The organism is Micromonospora sp. LZ37 (assembly GCF_059359015.1).
Genome location: NZ_JCADBL010000001.1, coordinates 528,349 through 545,369 on the forward strand (window position 1 = coordinate 528,349; position 17,021 = coordinate 545,369).

17 protein-coding genes and 1 pseudogene are annotated in these 17,021 nt (G+C 74.9%); 9 read left to right on the plus strand and 9 right to left on the minus strand.

The genetic code is table 11. The features are described 5' to 3' along the window. Positions 1–9 precede the first annotated feature (9 nt). Positions 10–1,494, minus strand: coding sequence for a glycerol kinase GlpK (gene glpK, locus AC5L3Z_RS02505; RefSeq protein ID WP_494839136.1), 1,485 nt, complete (start codon positions 1,492–1,494; stop codon positions 10–12). A gap of 63 nt (positions 1,495–1,557) precedes the next feature. Between glpK and AC5L3Z_RS02510 the strand changes: the two genes are divergently transcribed. Then, on the plus strand, positions 1,558–2,496 hold the full coding sequence (locus AC5L3Z_RS02510; protein ID WP_494839138.1) for a ribose-phosphate diphosphokinase: 939 nt from the start codon (positions 1,558–1,560) through the stop codon (positions 2,494–2,496). Positions 2,497–2,520: 24 nt separating this feature from the next. On the opposite strand, the gene AC5L3Z_RS02515 is transcribed toward AC5L3Z_RS02510, so the two are convergent. Next, a complete protein-coding gene (locus tag AC5L3Z_RS02515; RefSeq protein ID WP_494839139.1) occupies positions 2,521–2,976 on the minus strand; it encodes an ATP-binding protein in 456 nt (151 codons plus the stop codon). Between the two features lie 119 nt (positions 2,977–3,095). Here AC5L3Z_RS02515 and macS point away from each other — a divergent pair, with 119 nt between their 5' ends. Together macS and AC5L3Z_RS02525 are read left to right on the plus strand one after the other, a co-directional pair. Next, the gene (gene macS, locus AC5L3Z_RS02520; RefSeq protein WP_494839140.1) at positions 3,096–4,226 is read left to right on the plus strand and encodes a MacS family sensor histidine kinase; all 1,131 of its coding nucleotides are present in this window, start codon (positions 3,096–3,098) and stop codon (positions 4,224–4,226) included. 28 nt (positions 4,227–4,254) lie between these two features. Further along, a complete protein-coding gene (locus AC5L3Z_RS02525) occupies positions 4,255–4,893 on the plus strand; it encodes a response regulator (RefSeq protein ID WP_494839586.1) in 639 nt (212 codons plus the stop codon). A gap of 4 nt (positions 4,894–4,897) precedes the next feature. Here AC5L3Z_RS02525 and AC5L3Z_RS02530 read toward each other — a convergent pair whose 3' ends face one another. From AC5L3Z_RS02530 to AC5L3Z_RS02540, 3 genes are all read right to left on the minus strand, one after another. Further along, positions 4,898–5,470 (minus strand): DUF5709 domain-containing protein, encoded by a 573-nt coding sequence (locus tag AC5L3Z_RS02530; RefSeq protein WP_494839141.1) that lies wholly within the window; start codon positions 5,468–5,470, stop codon positions 4,898–4,900. 93 nt (positions 5,471–5,563) lie between these two features. Continuing rightward, positions 5,564–6,349 (minus strand): ATP-binding protein, encoded by a 786-nt coding sequence (locus tag AC5L3Z_RS02535; protein WP_494839143.1) that lies wholly within the window; start codon positions 6,347–6,349, stop codon positions 5,564–5,566. Next, on the minus strand, positions 6,346–7,347 hold the full coding sequence (locus tag AC5L3Z_RS02540) for an SDR family oxidoreductase (protein ID WP_494839145.1): 1,002 nt from the start codon (positions 7,345–7,347) through the stop codon (positions 6,346–6,348). Before AC5L3Z_RS02540 ends, AC5L3Z_RS02535 begins: the two co-directional genes overlap by 4 nt. 243 nt (positions 7,348–7,590) lie before the next feature. Here AC5L3Z_RS02540 and AC5L3Z_RS02545 point away from each other — a divergent pair, with 243 nt between their 5' ends. Next, positions 7,591–8,793 (plus strand): glycosyltransferase, encoded by a 1,203-nt coding sequence (locus AC5L3Z_RS02545; protein ID WP_494839146.1) that lies wholly within the window; start codon positions 7,591–7,593, stop codon positions 8,791–8,793. Here the strand turns inward: AC5L3Z_RS02545 and AC5L3Z_RS02550 are convergent. The 4 genes and pseudogenes from AC5L3Z_RS02550 to aroA form a co-directional block, all read right to left on the minus strand. Further along, positions 8,748–9,714 (minus strand): annotated as a pseudogene (locus tag AC5L3Z_RS02550) (DMT family transporter). The gene AC5L3Z_RS02545 and the pseudogene AC5L3Z_RS02550 sit on opposite strands and share 46 nt — an antisense overlap. Positions 9,715–9,741: 27 nt before the next feature. Beyond that, the gene (gene hisN, locus AC5L3Z_RS02555) at positions 9,742–10,560 is read right to left on the minus strand and encodes a histidinol-phosphatase (protein ID WP_494839148.1); all 819 of its coding nucleotides are present in this window, start codon (positions 10,558–10,560) and stop codon (positions 9,742–9,744) included. Between the two features lie 70 nt (positions 10,561–10,630). Continuing rightward, positions 10,631–11,764, minus strand: coding sequence for a ribosome small subunit-dependent GTPase A (rsgA, locus tag AC5L3Z_RS02560; protein ID WP_494839149.1), 1,134 nt, complete (start codon positions 11,762–11,764; stop codon positions 10,631–10,633). Next, entirely contained in the window at positions 11,734–13,035 is a 1,302-nt protein-coding gene (aroA, locus tag AC5L3Z_RS02565; RefSeq protein ID WP_494839151.1) for a 3-phosphoshikimate 1-carboxyvinyltransferase, read from the minus strand. The genes rsgA and aroA overlap by 31 nt, the downstream gene beginning before the upstream one ends. 103 nt (positions 13,036–13,138) lie before the next feature. Between aroA and AC5L3Z_RS02570 the strand changes: the two genes are divergently transcribed. The 5 genes from AC5L3Z_RS02570 to rsrA all read left to right on the plus strand — a co-directional run bounded on the left by AC5L3Z_RS02570 (position 13,139) and on the right by rsrA (position 16,988). Next, positions 13,139–13,840 carry an SOS response-associated peptidase gene (locus AC5L3Z_RS02570; RefSeq protein WP_494839152.1) on the plus strand — a complete coding sequence of 234 codons (702 nt, stop codon included), beginning with the start codon at positions 13,139–13,141 and terminating at the stop codon, positions 13,838–13,840. Positions 13,841–14,040: 200 nt separating this feature from the next. Further along, complete coding sequence (locus AC5L3Z_RS02575) at positions 14,041–14,433, plus strand: WhiB family transcriptional regulator (protein ID WP_334524416.1); 393 nt, start codon at positions 14,041–14,043, stop codon at positions 14,431–14,433. Positions 14,434–14,744: 311 nt separating this feature from the next. Beyond that, a complete protein-coding gene (locus AC5L3Z_RS02580; RefSeq protein ID WP_494839154.1) occupies positions 14,745–15,359 on the plus strand; it encodes an alpha/beta hydrolase family protein in 615 nt (204 codons plus the stop codon). A gap of 521 nt (positions 15,360–15,880) precedes the next feature. Next, positions 15,881–16,699 carry a sigma-70 family RNA polymerase sigma factor gene (locus tag AC5L3Z_RS02585; protein ID WP_494839156.1) on the plus strand — a complete coding sequence of 273 codons (819 nt, stop codon included), beginning with the start codon at positions 15,881–15,883 and terminating at the stop codon, positions 16,697–16,699. 1 nt (position 16,700) lies between these two features. Further along, positions 16,701–16,988, plus strand: coding sequence for a mycothiol system anti-sigma-R factor (gene rsrA / locus AC5L3Z_RS02590; RefSeq protein ID WP_334524408.1), 288 nt, complete (start codon positions 16,701–16,703; stop codon positions 16,986–16,988). The last annotated feature ends 33 nt before the right edge of the window (positions 16,989–17,021 follow it).

Here is a 17,021-nt window from a genome sequence, read left to right on the forward strand (position 1 = left end):
CCCGGACCGTCACTCCACCCAGTCGAGGGTGCGCTGCACGGCCTTGCGCCAGTTGCGCAGCTCCCGCTCCCGGTGCGCGGCATCCATCCGGGCCTCCCACTGCGCGTCCGAGCTCCACTGCGCGCGCAGCGTCTCCAGGTCCGGCCAGAAGCCGACCGCCAGGCCGGCGGCGTACGCCGCGCCGAGGCAGGTGGTCTCGGTGATCCGGGAACGGACCACCGGCACGTCGAGCACGTCGGCGAGGAACTGCATCAGCAGGCCGTTCGCGGTCATCCCGCCGTCCACCCGCAGCCGGCGCAGCGCCACGTCGGAGTCGGCGTTCATCGCGTCGACCACCTCGCGGGTCTGCCAGGCCGACGCCTCCAGCACCGCCCGGGCCAGGTGCCCCTTGGTGATGTAGCCGGTCAGCCCGGCGATGACGCCCCGGGCGTCGCTGCGCCAGTGCGGGGCGAAGAGCCCGGAGAAGGCCGGCACGACATAGCAGCCGCCGTTGTCGTCGACGGTCCGGGCCAGCTCCTCGACCTCCGGTGCGGTCGAGATCAGCCCTAGGTTGTCCCGCAGCCACTGGACCAGCGACCCGGTGACCGCGATCGCCCCCTCCAGCGCGTACGCGGCCGGCTGGCCGTCGATCCGGTAGGCCACGGTGGTGAGCAGGCCGTGCCGGGACGGCACCGGGCTGGCGCCCGTGTTCAGCAGCAGGAAGCTGCCGGTGCCGTAGGTGCACTTCGCCTCGCCCGGCTGGAAGCAGGTCTGCCCGAACAGGGCGGCCTGCTGGTCGCCGAGCGCGCTGGCCACCGGCACCCCGGCGAGCAGCCCGTCGGCGGTGCCGTAGACCTCGGCCGACGAGCGGATCTCCGGCAGCATGGCGGCCGGCACGCCCATCACGTCGAGCAGCTCCGGGTCCCAGTCCAGGGTCTCCAGGTCCATCAGCATGGTGCGGCTGGCGTTGGTCACGTCGGTGACGTGCCGCCCGGTCAGCTTCCAGATCAACCAGCTGTCCATCGTGCCGAAGAGCACCTCGCCCCGCTCGGCGCGCTCGCGCAGCCCCTCCACGTGGTCGAGCAGCCAGCGCAGCTTCGGGCCCGCGAAGTAGGTGGCCAGTGGCAGGCCGGTGCGCTTGCGCAGCCGCTCCTCGCCGTACGCCTCGTCGAGTTCGCGCAGCAGTGGCCCGGTGCGGGTGTCCTGCCAGACGATCGCGGGAGCCACCGGACGGCCGGTGGCCCGGTCCCAGACCACGGTGGTCTCCCGTTGGTTGGTGATGCCGACCGCGGCCAGCCCGTCCGGGCCGGTGCCGGCGGCCTCCAACGCGTCCCGCACCACCCGCTGCACGTTGGTCCAGATCTCGTCCGCGTCGTGCTCCACCCAGCCGGGCTGCGGGAAGATCTGCCGGTGCTCGCGCTGTGCCACGGAGACGATCTCCCCGGCGCGGTCGAAGACGATGCACCGCGAGGAGGTGGTGCCCTGGTCGATGGCGGCGACGTACTCTCCGGTCATGGCGGCACCGTACCCGGCCGGGGCGCGGTCGGAGAACCGGTGCCGGACCGTACGATCTGGACCGTGCGTGACATCGCGGTGTTCAGCGGAACCGCCCATTCGGAGTTGGCCGCCGAGATCTGCGCGCACCTGGACGTGCCGCTGCGCCCGGTGCGGGTGTCCCGGTTCGCCAACGACTGCCTGGAGGTGCAGCTCCAGGCGAACTGCCGGGAGCGGGACGTCTTCCTGATCCAGCCGCTGGTGCCACCGACCCAGGAGAACCTGGTCGAACTGCTGCTCATGATCGACGCCGCCCGGGGCGCTTCGGCCGCCCGGATCACCGTGGTGCTGCCGCACTACGCGTACGCCCGGTCGGACAAGAAGGACGCGCCGCGGATCTCCATCGGCGGCCGGCTCGTCGCCGACCTGCTCACCTCGGCCGGGGCGCACCGGGTGCTGGCGATGACCCTGCACTCGCCGCAGGTGCACGGCTTCTTCAGCGTCCCCGTCGACCACCTGCACGCGCTGCGCGAACTGGCCACCCACTTCCGGGGCCACGACCTGCGCGACACCGTGGTGGTCTCGCCGGATCTCGGCAACGCCAAGGAGGCGGCGGCCTTCGCCCGGATGCTCGGCACCCCGGTGGCGGCCGGGGCGAAGCAGCGGTTCAGCGACGACCGGGTCCAGATCAGCACGGTGATCGGCGACGTCACCGACCGGGACGTCATCGTGCTCGACGACGAGATCGCCAAGGGCAGCACGGTGATCGAGCTGATCGCCCACCTGCGCGAGCGGAAGGTCCGCTCGATCCGGCTGGCCTGCACGCACGGGCTCTTCTCCAGCGGCGCGCTGGACCGGCTCAGTGCCCAGGACGGGGTGCTGGAGATCGTCTGCACCAACACCGTGCCGATCCCGGCGGAGAAGCGGGTGCCGAAGCTGACGGTGCTCTCGGTGGCGCCCGCGCTGGCCGAGGCGATGCGGCGGATCCACAACGGCGAGTCGGTCAGCGCGCTCTTCGGCTGAGGGAGCGTGGCGGACCGCGGGGCGTCAGCCGGCGGCGCGTTCGACCGTCACGGTCGCCGTGCTGATCCGTACCGTCGTGCCGGCCGCGCCGGTCTCGACCTCCATGGTGTCGCTCAGCTCCCGGGCCAGCCAGAGCCCCCAGCCGCCGGCGGTCTCCGGTGCCGGTCGGCTGCGGTCGCCCAGCCGGCGCGCGCTGATGCCCCGGCCGTGGTCGGCGACCTCGCAGACCACCGCGTCCCCACGGCGCCACAGCCGGAGCCAGCCCCGGCCGCCGCCGTGCCGCACCGCGTTGGTGATCAGCTCGTTGACGGCCAGCACGAAGTCGTCGAGCCGCTGGCCGTCCAGGCCCGCCGACTGCGCGCAGGAGGTGACCGAGTGTCGCAGCCCGGTCACCTGCGCCTGGTCGAAGGCCTCGGCGATGAGGGGGGAAGATTCGATGGGCACAACCGTACGCGGTGTCGGCGATTCTGCGTTCGTCATGGGCCCTGTCCCGGCGCCGGTCTCGGAGTTTTTCGCGGCATTTCCACCGTACGTCAGGGTTCCTGTGAGCGCGACGGGCGGGCCGTCCGGGCGGTGCCGGCTGTGGCATCGTGACGGCCATGCCGTCGCCGCCGGGAGGGTTCGAGGTGCCGCTCTGGCGGTCCCTCGCCGTCTTCCGGTTCGCCTCCCTGGCGTACGTCTGCCTGCTGATGGTCCGCGACGCCGGCCGGTACGCGCACCCGGTCGCCGCCGGCGGCGTACTCCTGGCGATGCTGGCCTGGTCCGGGATGACGGCGGTCTGGTACGCCCGGCCGGAGAACCGGCGTTGGCCGCTGCTCCTGGCCGACCTCGGCGTGGTGCTCGCGATCCTGGCCGCCACCCCGTGGGTGGTCGGCCGTGCGGCGCTCGCCGCCGGGGTGCCGACCCTCGCCGTGGTCTGGCTGGCCGGACCGGTGCTGGCCTGGGCGGTCTCCGGGGGCCGGCGGCGCGGCGCGGTGGCCGCGCTGCTCCTCGGCGGCGCCGACCTGGCCACCCGGGGCCGGATCGGCCCGTCCTCGCTGACCGGGGTGATCCTGCTGCTGCTGGCCGGGGTGATCGTCGGGCACGTCGCGCGGCTCGCGGTCACGGCGGAGGAGCGGTTGCAGCGGGCGGTCGAGCTGGAGGCGGCGACCCGGGAGCGGGAACGGCTGGCCCGGGGCATCCACGACTCGGTGCTCCAGGTGCTGGCGCTGGTGCAGCGCCGCGGCGCCCACCTCGACGGGGAGGCCGGGGAGCTGGCCCGGCTCGCCGGGGAGCAGGAGGCCGCGCTGCGGGCGCTGATCGCCGGGGTGGAGTCGGCCCCCGCGCCGGATCCGGCCGGCGGCACCCTGGACCTGCGCGCCCTGCTCGGCCGGTACGCCTCGCCGGCCGTCCAGGTCTCCGCCCCGGCCACCCCGGTTCCCCTCCCGGCGGCCGTCGCCCGGGAGTTGGCCGCGGCCACTGCGGCGGCGTTGGACAACGTCGGACGGCACGCGGACGGTCGGGCCTGGGTGCTGGTGGAGGACGAGGGGGAGACGGTGACCGTGTCGGTACGGGACGCCGGCCCGGGGATCCCGGACGGCCGGCTGGCCGAGGCCGCCCGGCAGGGGCGGCTGGGCCTGGCGCAGTCCATCCGGGGTCGGATCACCGACCTCGGCGGCGAGGTGCGGATCGACTCCGCCCCGGGCGCCGGCACCGAGATCGAGATGGTCGTCCCGAGGCAGTCGCCGTGAGCGCGGAGGTTGTTCAGTGATCAGGGTGATGGTGGTCGACGACCACCCGATGTGGCGGGAGGGGGTGGCCCGGGACCTCACCGAGGCCGGTCACCAGGTCGTCGCGACCAGCGGGGAGGGGCGGCAGGCGGTCCGGGTGGCCGCCGCCGTCCGGCCCGACGTGGTGGTGCTCGACCTCCAGCTCCCCGACATCTCCGGGGTGGCGGTGGTCCAGGGGCTGCGCGCGGTGCTGCCGCGGGTACGGGTGCTGATGCTCTCGGCCAGCGGCGAGCAGCAGGACGTGCTGGACGCGGTGAAGGCCGGCGCCACCGGCTACCTGCTGAAGTCGGCGGCGCCGGCCGAGTTCCTGGACGCGGTCCGGCGCACCGCGGCCGGCGAGCCGGTCTTCACCCCGGGCCTGGCCGGGCTGGTCCTCGGGGAGTACCGCCGGCTCGCCGCCACGCCGCGGGCCTCGGTCCGGGACGAGGCGGCACCCCGGCTCACCGATCGGGAGACCGAGGTGCTGCGGTTGGTGGCGAAGGGGATGTCCTACAAGCAGATCGCCGAGCGGCTCGGGTTGTCCCACCGCACGGTGCAGAACCACGTCCAGAACACCCTGGGCAAGCTCCAGCTGCACAACCGGGTCGAGCTGACCCGCTACGCGATCGAGCGCGGCCTGGACGCCTGACCGGTCAGTGGGCCGCGGGCGGACGGGTCTCGTGGATGGCCAGCTCCTCGGCGGTCGCGCCGCCGCCGGCCGAGCCCGCGTCGTAGGCGACGTTGTCGCTCTCCTGGTCGGTGTGGGCGCCCTCGTCCGGCTCCACCAGCCGGCCGACCTGGTGGTCGGCGACGCTGCCGAGCTGGCCGTGGTCGTAGAGCGAGACCGGGGAGCGCGGGTCCGAGGTGGGGCCGGGGTTCATCACGTCGGCGTCGAGCTGGGCCTGGGCGGCCGCCTCGTCGCTGTCCGCCTCGGCGGCGATGTCCGGGTCGATCGGGCCGGCCAGCGGGTCGTCGGCGGGTCGCTCGTGCTGCTCGCGGCCGAGCTTGTAGTCCAGGGACTCGCCGTCGAGCTGCTCCTCGGCGGTGGTCCCGAACTTGTCGACCGCCACCGGCGTGCGGTCGCCGGGCAGCTGAGCCGGGTCCGGCCCGTCCGCCTCGCGGCCGGTGTGCACGTCGTCGTTGGCGGTCGAGTCGTCGTCGGCGGTGTCGGGCAGGCCCAGCGCCTCCGGGTCGGACACGGGGGTCGGGTACTCGTTGTCGCGCATGGCTGATCTCTACCCACTGTCCCGCCTGGGGTAACCGTCCGGCACCCCCGAGATCGGGCCGAAACGGGAGAAAATGGGGGTGATGGGGAGGAGTCAGCCCCGGCGCGGGGCCTCGTCCTCGACGTCCAGCACGCACCAGATCACCTTGCCGTCCGGGACGGGGGTGCTGCCCCAGCGCCGGGTGACCGTGTCGATCAGCAGCAGACCCCGGCCGCCGGTCGAGGTCGGCGGCGCCAGCCCCGGGTACGCCGGCTGCCGGGGAGAGTGGTCGCGGACCGCCACGTGCAGCGAGCTGTCCCGCGGGGCGAGCCGCACGGTCATCGGGGTCAGCGCGTGCGCCACCACGTTGTTGACCATCTCGGTCACCGCGATGCACCCCGGCTCGGTCAGCTCCGGCACGCCCCAGCGGGCACAGCCGTCGGCCACCATCGCCCGGGCCCGGCGGGCCGCGTCGACCGCCGGGGGCAGCTCCGCGTCGAGCACGGCGGCCATCGGCCGCCGGGCCAGCGTCGCGAGCGCCTCGTCCATGGTGGCGCAGCTGCCCAGCTCGGCCGCGGCGGCGCCGCCGACAGTCCCGGCCGGGTCGACCACCAGCACGTCGGCGGCGGGCCAGTCGACCACCGCGTGCCGCACGTCGGTCAGCAGCCGGCCGGCCGCGTCGCCGGTGGCGCGCAGCTCGGCCAGGTCGACCACGATCGGGCCGGGACGGTCGCAGAGCCGGGCCAGCAGGGCGTCGCGAACCCGGTCGACGACCACCGGATCGAGCATTCCGCTCAACCGGACGGTCGCCGACGACTCGTCCGCCTCCACCCGGCAGCGGGTCTCCGCGGGCAGCATCCCTGTGCGGGGCCCACCCGCCGGCCGTTCCACGCCGCTCATCGCCGGTCCGTCCGGGACCGGCGGGTCATCGCGGCCACCGTGCCGACGGCGGTGCCGGCCGCGGCCAGCCCGAACGCCGCGGTCATCCGGACCAGCTGCCGGCGCCGGCCCTGCCAGCCGTCGTCCCGCTGGGCCTCCCCGTCCGCGTGGAAGACGTTTCCGCTGCTCTCCACCGTGCCGGCCGGACCGAACTGGGTCCGGTGCACGTACCAGCCGAGGACCCGTTCGGCGAGCGCGGGGGCGAGCCGCCACTGCAGGCCGATCAGCCGGGCCGCGCCCCCGGCGTACGCCTCGCGGCGCGGCCGGCGCAGCAGCCGGACGATGGTCTCGGCCACCATCTCGGGCGGGTAGACCGGCGGCGGCGGGACCAGTTCCCGGCCGGTGTGGTTGCCGGCGTGCCGGAAGAACGGCGTGTCGATGGTGGCCGGCAGCACCGTGCAGATCGAGATGTTCCCCCGCCCGGTCACCCGCAGCTCCTGCCGGACCGTGTCGGCCAGCCCGCGGATGCCGTGCTTGGTGGCGTTGTACGCCGACTGGTAGGGCATCGCCACCTCGGCGAGCACGGAGGCGTTGTTGACCACCACCCCGCCCCCGGACGCACCCAGCCAGGGCAGCGCGGCCCGGGTGCCGTGGGCGGTGCCGAGCAGGTTCACCTCGACCACCCGGCGGAACTCGGCCGTCGGGATCTCGTCGAAGAGGCCGACCGCGCTCACCGCGGCGTTGTTGACCCAGCCGTCGATCCGGCCGAACTCGGCCACCGCGCGGGCGGCCAACTCCTCGACGGCGACCGGGTCCGTGACGTCGGTGGGTACGACCAGGGCCCGTCCGCCCAGCTCCCGGCACCGTCGGGCGACCTCGTCGAGGGCGATCTCGGTGCGGGCGGCGAGGACCACGTCGGCGCCCCGCCGGGCGAGCGCGTACGCCGTGGCGGTGCCGATTCCGCTGGAGGCGCCGGTGATCACCACTGTGGCATCGGCGAGGCTACGGGTCAGTGGCATCCTTCGCCCGTACCCCGCAGCCCGGGGGCTCATGCCGCCGGGGGGTCACGGATCGGGCGCAACGGTCCCGGGCGGCGCTCCGGGCTGTGCTCCGGGCGCTTCCCGGCGGCGGGCGCCCCGCGCGCCGCCACCTGTGCCGAACGCTCCCGATCTGCCAGGTTTCGGCTCCCCGAGGCCGGGTTAATGGGACGCTCTGACGGAGGACCATCCCTTGCAAGTCTGCAGTTCGCATGGAGGTGCACCATGCGTGTCGGCCTCGTGTTCGCGCACGCCGGCCCGTCCAGGGACGCGGAGGGGCCGGTCGTCGGTACCCGCGACCACATCGCCCGCGTCGCCGCCGAACTCGCCGGCCGGGGACATGACGTCCGGGTCTACGCGCGCCACGACGATGCGACCCTGCCGCAGGTCGTCGAGGTCCAGGGCTACCGGATCGAGCGGGTGCCGGTCGGGCCCGACCGGCCCACCGCCACCGCGGAGCTGGTCCCGTACGTGTCGGAGTTCGGCCGCTGGCTCGCCGACCGCTGGGCGGGGGAGTGGACCCCGGAGGTGGTGCACGGGCACTACTGGATCGGCGGCCTGGCCGCCGCGCACGCGGTACGCGAGACGGACATCCCGGTCGTGCAGACCTTCCACTCCCTCGGCGTGGAGCAGCTGCGGCACCTGGGCCGGGAGTACGGCGGCCCGGGGGAGCGGATCCCGTTGGAGCGGGCGCTGACCCGGGCGGTGGACATCGCGGTGGCCCAGTGCAACGACGAGGTGGACGAGCTGACCCGGATGGGCCTGCAACGCACCTCGGTGGCGATGGTTCCCGCGGGCGTGGACATCGAGCAGTTCCACCCCGACGGCGAGGCGGCCCCCCGTGACCAGCGGTCCCGCATCCTCTCCGTCGGTGGCCTCTCCGCCGGGCACGGCCAGGAGGACCTGATCCGGGCGTTGCGGCTGGTGGGTGACGCGGAGCTGGTCATCGCCGGCGGTCCGCCGGTCGAGCAGCTCGCCACCCACACGGAGGCCCGACGGCTGCGCGAGCTGGCCGAGCGGACCGGGGTCGCCGACCAGGTGAAGCTGGTCGGCGCGGTCCCGCACGACCAGATGGCCACCTGGTACCGCTCGGCCGACGTGGTCGCCTGCACCCCGCGCTACTCGTCCGCCGGCCGGGTGTCGCTGGAGGCGATGGCCTGCGGCGTCCCCGTCGTCGGCTACGCCATGGGCGGGATCGCCGACGCCGTGGTCGACGAGGTCACCGGCCGGCTGGTGCCGCCCGGGGACGTCCGCACGCTGGGCGTGACGCTGCGCCGGCTGCTCGCCGACAACGCCGGGCGGTTCGCGTACGGGCACGCGGCGGTGGACCGGGTCCGGTGCAGCTACACCTGGGAACGGACGGCCGGGGCGCTGGAGCGGCTCTACGAGCGGGTGGTGGGCCGCCGCAAGCCGGTCGAGGCGGCCTGACCGGACGCCGTACCGGCCCGGGGCGGCGGCTCAGGGCCGGGGCGCGGCGCCGACCATGGCCCGGCGACGCTCCCGGTCCCGGGCGGCGTGGTGGTGCTGTGGTTCGGCGTACCGGGTCAGGCCGATCACCGCCGCCAGGGTGACCAGGAAGCCGACCGCGGCCAGCCACTCCCGGCCCGGCCAGATCTTGTCGTTGAGCAGCAGCAGACCGATGATCGCGGCGGGTACCGCGCCGGCGGCGTCCATCGCGGCGACCGCCGCCGTGGTGGACCCCCGCTGCATGGCCAGCCCGAGCAGCAGCTGCCCGACCAGGGAGTGCGCGATCAGCAGGTAGAGCAGCGGATCCTGGAGGAACGCCTCCGCCGACGAGGCGGAGGCCAGCGGCCGGGCGGCCACCGCGGCGGCGGAGAAGGCCAGGCCGGCCAGGGAGCCCAGCGCCACCGAGCCCGGTGGCCCGTGCAGGCGCACCGCGAAGAAGCCGAGCACCCCGATGCCGCCGAGCGTCACGGCCAGGGCGACCATGCCGGCCGTGCCGAGCGGCTTCGAGGGGGCCGGCTGGGCGGAGAGCACCAGCGCGGTGATCCCGCCGAAGAGGAGCACCAGCAGCGCCACCTCGGCGGCGGGCAGCCGCCACTTCAGCACCGCCACGCCGAGGACCGCGGTGACACCCAGCCCCGCGGCGACGCTCGCCTGCACCAGGAACAGCGGCAGGTCCCGGCGGGCCAGGAAGGCCAGCACGAAACCGGCCACCTGGCAGAGCAGCCCGATCAGGTAGGTGCGGTGGCTGGCCAGTCGCAGCAGCAGCCCCGGGTCGAAGGTGTGGTGGACGGTCGTCCGGGCGGCGGCGACCGACTGCAGCATGTTGGCGAAGCCGTACGCGACGATCATCGCCGCGAGGAAGCACCAGCCGGAGGACACCACCTGGCGAGGATAGTGGGTGTCGTGGGTTCAGCGCTCGGTCGGCCGACCCAGCCGGGTCAGGACGTCGGCGTGCAGGAGGCCGTTGCTGGCGATCGCGCTGGTCTCCGTGGAGGCGCCGTCACCAGGGGCCGGACGGCCGTCCAGAGTGGTCAGCCGGCCGCCGGCCTCGGTGACTACGGGCACCAGCGCGGCGATGTCCCAGAGCGACAACTCCGGTTCCACCATGACGTCCAGTGCCCCCTCGGCCAGCAGCATGTAGCCGTAGAAGTCGCCGTACGCCCGGCTGCGCCAGGTGTCCCGCATCAACTGCAGCATCGCGTCGAGCCGGCCCGCCTCCTCCCACCCGGTCAACGAGGAGTAGCAGAAGCTGGCGTCGGCGAGATCCCGCACCGCCGACACCCGCAGCGGCGTGCCGGAGGTGGCGTCCGGTCCGGCGTACGCGCCCTCGCCGACGGCGGCCCACCAGCGGCGGCCGAGCGCCGGGGCGGAGACCAACCCGACCACCGGGCGGTCGTACTCCAGCAGGGCGATCAGGGTCGCCCAGACCGGCACGCCCCGGACGAAGTTCTTGGTGCCGTCGATCGGGTCGACCACCCAGCGCCGGCCGCCCGGACCGGCGGCCGGCTGCTCGCCGTACTCCTCGCCGAGCAGGCCGTCGTCCGGCCGCCGCTCGGCCAGCAGCGCGCGGATCTCCCGCTCGACGGCGGTGTCCGCGTCGGAGACGGGGGTGAGGTCCGGCTTGGCCTCCACCCGTAGGTCGAGGGCGCGGAACCGGGCCGTCGAGATGGCGTCCGCGGCGTCGGCGAGCTGGTGGGCGAGGGCGATGTCGTCGGCGTACCCGGTCATGCCACAGACGGTAGCGGCGCGTGCCGGATCACGATCCGCCGGGCGGGCCGTCGCCGGCCGCCCCGGCGGGTCAGGAGCCGGCGAGCGGATCGCCGGGATTGCGCTGGTCGGCCTCGCCGCGCGCGTCGCCCTCGCCGGACCGGGAGGCCAGCAACCGACGGTACGACGCCAGTCGGCGCTGGTCGGCCTTGCCGGCGGCCACCCAGGCGTCCAGCGCGCACTCCGCCTCGTCGGCCGTGTGCGGGCAGTTCGGCGGGCAGTCCACCGTCCCCTCGACCAGGTCGGGGAAGCCGTGCAGGAGGCTGTCCGCCGAGACGTGCGCCAGCCCGAAGCTGCGCACTCCCGGGGTGTCGACGATCCAGCCCGGGTCGTCGTGTGCGCCGCGCTCCGGGGGCAGCCGCAGCGCCACCGCGCTGGTGGAGGTGTGCCGGCCCCGACCGATGGCGCTGACCACGCCGACCGCCCGGGCCGCGTCCGGGACCAGGCGGTTGACCAGCGTCGACTTGCCCACGCCGGAGTGCCCGACCATGACCGAGACCCGGCCGGCCAGCAGCGCGCGCAACGCGGCGAGGTCGGAGTCCGGCCGGACCAGCACGTACGGCAGCTCCAGCTCGGCGTAGTAGCCGAGCACCTGCTCGGGGCCGGCCAGGTCGGCCTTGGTGAGGCAGAGCAGCGGCTCGATCCCGGCGTCGTACGCGGCCACCAGGCAGCGGTCGATGAACCCGGTCCGCGGCGGCGGGTCGGCCAGCGCGCTGACGATCACCAGCTGGTCGGCGTTGGCGACGACCACCCGTTCCAGGCGTCCCTCGGCGGTGGTCTCGTCGTCGTCGGCCGTGCGCCGCAGCACCGAGGTCCGTTCGGCGATCCGGACGATCCGGGCCAGCGCGCCGGCGCTGCCCGAGGTGTCCCCGACCAGGCCGACCCGGTCACCCACCACCACCGACTTGCGGCCCAGCTCCCGGGCCCGCATCGCGGTGATCGTGGCGACCTCCCCGGTGTCGGGGAGCACGCAGGTGTAGCGGCCGCGGTCGACGGCGATGACGAACCCCTCGACGGCGTCGGCGTGCCGGGGGCGGGTACGGGTGCGTGGACGCGAGGACTTCCCGGGCCGGACCCGTACGTCGTCCTCGTCGTACTCCCGCCGTCTGGTCGCCAGGACCGCCCCCTTCGCCGTCAGCTCTTGCCGGTCACCAGTGCCGACCATAGCGCCGGAAACTCCGGCATGGTCTTGGAGGTGCAGGCCACGTCGTCCACCTCGATGCCTGGGACGGCCAGCCCGGCCACCGCGGCGGCGTGCGCCATCCGGTGGTCGGCGTACGTCCGGAAGGTCCCGCCGCGCAGCGGGCGGGGGCGGATCTCCAGCCCGTCGGCGGACTCGGTGAGGTCCGCGCCGAGCGCGGTGAACTCGCGGGCCAGCGCGGCGATCCGGTCGGTCTCGTGCCCCCGGATGTGGGCCACCCCGGTGAACCGGGACGGCGAGTCGGCCAGCATCGCCAGCGCGGTCAGCGCCGGGGTCAGCTCGCTGACGTCGGAGAGGTCGGCCTCCAGTCCGCGTACCGTGCCGGTGCCGCGGACGGTGAGCCCGGCGGTGCCGAGGGTCACCTCGCCGCCCATCCGTTGCAGCAGCGAGCGGAGCTGCTCGACCGGCTGTGCGCTGCTGCGCGGCCAGCCCTGCAACGTCACCTCGCCGCCGGTGACCAGCGCGGCGGCGAAGAAGGGAACCGCGCCGGAGAGGTCCGGTTCGATCTCCCAGCCGCGGCCGCTGAGCGGGCCGGGCTCGACCGACCAGACGTCGGGCGAGCTGTCGTCGACCGCCGCCCCGGCGGCCCGCAGCATCTGCACGGTCATCCGCAGGTGCGGCGCGGAGGGCACCGGCGGGCCCTCGTGCCGGACCACCACGCCCCGGTCGAAGCGGGCCCCGGCGAGCAGCAGGCCGGAGACGAGCTGGCTGGAGGCGGAGGCGTCGATCACCACCTCCCCGCCGGTCACCCGGCCGGCGCCGAGCACGGCCAGCGGCAGGCTGCCGGTCGCCGGGGCGTCGATCCGCACGCCGAGCGAGCGCAGCGCGCCGATCAGCGGGCCGAGCGGGCGGACCCGGGCGTGCGGGTCGCCGTCGAAGGTGACCCGCCCCTCGGCCAGGCCGGCGACCGGCGGCACGAAACGCATCACCGTGCCGGCCAGGCCGACGTCGACGTGCGCCGGGCCGGCCAGCCGGTGCGGCCGGACCAGCCAGCGCTCGTCGTCGGCGACCGAGACGTGGGCGCCCATCGCGCGCAGCCCGCCCGCCATCAGTTCGGTGTCCCGGGCGCGCAGCGGCCCGTGCAGCGTGGACGGGCCACTGGCCAGCGCGCTGAGCACGAGGGCCCGGGCGGTCATCGACTTGGAGCCGGGCAGGCGCAGCGTCGCGCCGACCGGGTCGCTGGCGGTCGGAGCGGTCCACGGCTGCGGCGGCCGGGTCGCGGTCGGATTCCCCACGGTCACATTCTGCCAAGTCCGCGGGCCGACCGGGCCGGCCGTCGGGCCGACTCCCGGTTGGCGGGACAGCCGGACGCCCCGCCGGCGGGTTAGCGTGGGCGCCATGTGCGGGAGGTACGCGACGACCCGGAGCGCGGGCGACCTGGGAGCGCTCTTCGAGTCGTACGACGAGACCGACGGCCGGCTTGGTCCCGACCACAACGTCGCGCCGACCGACCCGGTGCCGCTGGTCCGGCTCACCCCGGAGGGCCGGCGCGCGCTGTCGGTGGGGCGCTGGGGGCTGGTGCCGCACTGGTCCCGTTCGGCCGCCGGCGCGGCCCGCATGATCAACGCCCGGGTCGAGACGGTCGCCACCAGCCGGGCCTACGCCGACCCGTTCGCCCGCCGCCGCTGCCTGGTGCCCGCCGACGGCTGGTACGAGTGGGTGCGGCGCCCGGACGGCGGGAAGCAGCCGTACTACATGACCCCGCGGGACGGCTCGGTGCTGGCCTTCGCCGGCATCTGGTCGCGGTGGGAGTCGCTGCTCACCTTCAGCGTGCTCACCACCGCGGCGGTGGGGGAGTTGGCGGAGGTGCACGACCGGATGCCGCTGCTGCTGCCGCGCGAGCGCTGGGCGCAGTGGCTGCTCGCCCCGGTCGACGACCCGGCGACACTGCTCGCCCCGCCGCCCGCCGACTGGCTCGGCGGGCTGGAGATCCGGCCGGTCGGTCCGGCGGTCGGCGACGTCCGCAACGACGGTCCGGAGTTGACCGCCCGGGTGTCGCTGCCCGAGGAGCGCGCCGAGGAGGAAATGACGCTCTTCTGAACCTGATTTGCAACATTGTCGCGCACGAATTGCCAGAGTTCCGGGCGAAACGTCGCTCGGATCTTCAGTCATCTTTGTGCGTAGCCCCTTGTCCCCGTCGCTGTCGGTGCGATAGAACACAGCGCCGGCACTGGGAGCGTCTTCGCGCGGTGCGAACGATGCCCGTCGATCTTGCCGGTCCCACGGGGGAGGTGGGTGTGATGACCCGGGCGCGTATGCCCCGTCCGCACGAGGTGGCCGCCGCACGACGAGACCCGCGCCTGCTGCGGGCGTTGCGGGAACGTCGACAGGACGAGGCCTGGCGGACCAGAGGAACCTGTCAGAGTGTGGATCCGGAGACGTTCTTTCCGGCGCCCAACGAACCGGCCGACGCGGCCGTCGCGCTCTGCCGCAGCTGCGACGTCCAGGGCTCGTGCCTGGCCTGGGCGCTGGAGGTGGGTGACTGCCACGGCGTCTGGGGTGCCACCACGCCGCGCGAGCGGCGGGCCATGCTGGTCGCCTGGCGCAGCGAGGTGCAGCCGGATCCGGACGCCGCCGACGACGCCGGTCCGCCGGTGCGGGACCGCCTGCTCACCCTGGTGCCGCTGAGCTGACCGCGCGACCGGGTGCCGCCGCGCCGCCCGCCGACTGAGCCGGCCCGGCCGGTCCTGCGGCGTGCCGTCCGGTCCTGTGGCGTGCCGGCCGTCGACCTTCGTTCGAGCCGGCCCGTCCGGTCCGGTGCGACGCGGATCGTCGACCCTCGTCGAGACCGGCCCGTCCGGTCCCGCGGTGCCGGCCGTCGACTGAGCCGGTCGGCCGGTCCGGGCGCGATGTGGGCCCGGCCGGTTCGGCGCCGGCACCCAGCCGCGCGCCGGTTGCGTCGTCCGCCCATCGGGCCGGGGCGCACGGGACGCAGAATGGACCCGTGCCGCACCGCGACGAGATCGACACCCCCCGGGGCCCGGCGCGGGTCGACACCGACCTGCCGGCCGGTCCGCCGACCGCCCTGCTCGTGCTCGGGCACGGGGCGGGGGGCGACGTCGACGCCCCGGACCTGCTCGCGGTCCGCGACGCCGTGCTCGGCGCGGGGGTGGCGGTGGCCCGGATGACCCAGCCGTACCGGGTCGCCGGGCGGCGGGCGCCGGCCCCGGCCGGCCACCTCGACGAGGCGTGGACGGCCGTGCTGGCGGTGCTGCGCGCCCGGCACCCGGAGCTGCCGTTGCTGGTCGGCGGCCGGTCCAGCGGCGCCCGGGTGGCCTGCCGGACCGCCGCCGCCGTGGGTGCCGTCGGGGTGGTCGCGTTGGCCTTCCCGCTGCACCCGCCGGGTCGCCCGGAGCGGTCCCGCGCGGACGAGCTGCGCACCGGGCTGCCGACGCTGGTGGTCAACGGCGACCGGGACCCGTTCGGGGTGCCCGCCGCCGACAGCCAGGTCCGGGTGGTGGTCCGCCCGGGGGAGCGCCACGACCTGCGCGGGGACCCGGCCGGGACGGCCGACGTGGTGGTCGGCTGGCTGCGCGAGCTGGGCCTGACGTCCCGCTGACCGTCGCCGCGCCGCCGTGCCGTCCCCGCCGCCGTGTCGCCGCGCCCGTGCCCGTGCCCGTGCCCGTGCCGCCGCGCCCGTCCCCGTTGCGACGGTCGGTCCCCCGCCGACCGCCGCCTCCGCACTCGTGCTGCCGCCTCCGCGCCCGTGCCCCGCGCTCGCGTCGGCGTAACCCCTCAAGATCGTGCTCGATCCTGGAAGTAGTGGCCTCGCCGAAGGTCGGACGCCACTACTTCCACGATCCAGCGTGATCATGCCGGCCGGCCTGCCGCCGCGTGGCTGCCGCCGCGTGGCTGCCGCCGCGCCGTCGCGGGCCGTTTCCGGCTGCCGGGGCTCCTCGTTGCTCCGGATGGTGCCGGTTGCCCGGTTCGGGCGGTCGGGGCCATCCTCCCAGGCCCTTCCTGGTCCCAGCGTCGGCTTCGCCGGGGCCGGGACCAGGAACGGGGCGGTCGGGTGGAATGTCCCGCCCGTGCCGCGGCGTTGCACCCCCCGGACGACGAATCTGGCGAGGGGGGTGACCGGTGCCGACCGAGACACGGAGCCGGGAGCGGGACGAACGGGGAGCGCGGCAGCTCAGGCAGCTGCTGGGCGGACCGGACTGGCCCGTGACGGTGGGCGGTCCGGCCGTGGTGAGCACCAGCACACCCGGCGGAACCGAATCTGCGGGGCGATCGGTCCGCGTATCCTCGGCGGGAAAGCATCCGACGCGAGGGGATGTGCGGTTGACCACCGAAAAGACGGACGAGCGCAGGGCCCGCTTCGAGCGGGACGCGATGCCCTTCGTCGATCAGCTCTACGCTGCCGGGCTGCGCATGACGCGTAACCCGGCGGATGCCGAGGACCTGGTCCAGGAGACGTACCTGAAGGCGTACGCCGCCTTCCACCAGTTCGAGCAGGGCACCAACCTGAAGGCCTGGCTCTACCGGATCCTGACCAACACCTACATCAACTCCTACCGCAAGCGGCAGCGCCAGCCGATCCAGGCGCCCACCGACGAGATCACCGACTGGCAGCTCGCCGAGGCCGAGTCGCACACCTCCAGCGGGTTGCGGTCGGCCGAGACCGAGGCGCTGGACCGGCTCCCGGACAGCGACGTCAAGGAGGCCCTCCAGCAGTTGCCGGAGGAGTTCCGCCTGGCGGTGTACCTCACCGATGTTGAGGGCTTCTCCTACAAGGAGGTCGCCGACATCATGGGCACGCCCATCGGGACGGTGATGTCGCGGCTGCACCGCGGCCGACGTAATCTGCGCAAGCTGCTCGAGCGCTACGCGGCGGAGCGTGGTTTCAGCTCCGCCCAGTCCTCGAAGGGCTCGACCGCCGCTGCCGGCCGGGAGGTGTGACGTGAGCTGTGGGAAGCCGCACGAGACGGACTGCCGCGAGATCCTCGCGGAGGTGTACCTCTACCTGGATCTCGAGTGCGCCGAGGAGCGGCGCGGCCTGATCCGTCACCACCTCGACGAGTGCGGGCCCTGCCTGCGCGAGTACGGCATCGAGCAGGAGGTGAAGGCGCTCGTGGCCCGCTGCTGCGGCAACGAGACCGCCCCCGACCAGCTGCGCGAGCGGCTGCGGGTCCGGCTCACCGAGCTGGTGGTCTTCGAGGTCAGCGAGTCGCGCGAACTCGCCGACTGAACGGCGACGACGGAGCGCTGAGCACGGCCGACG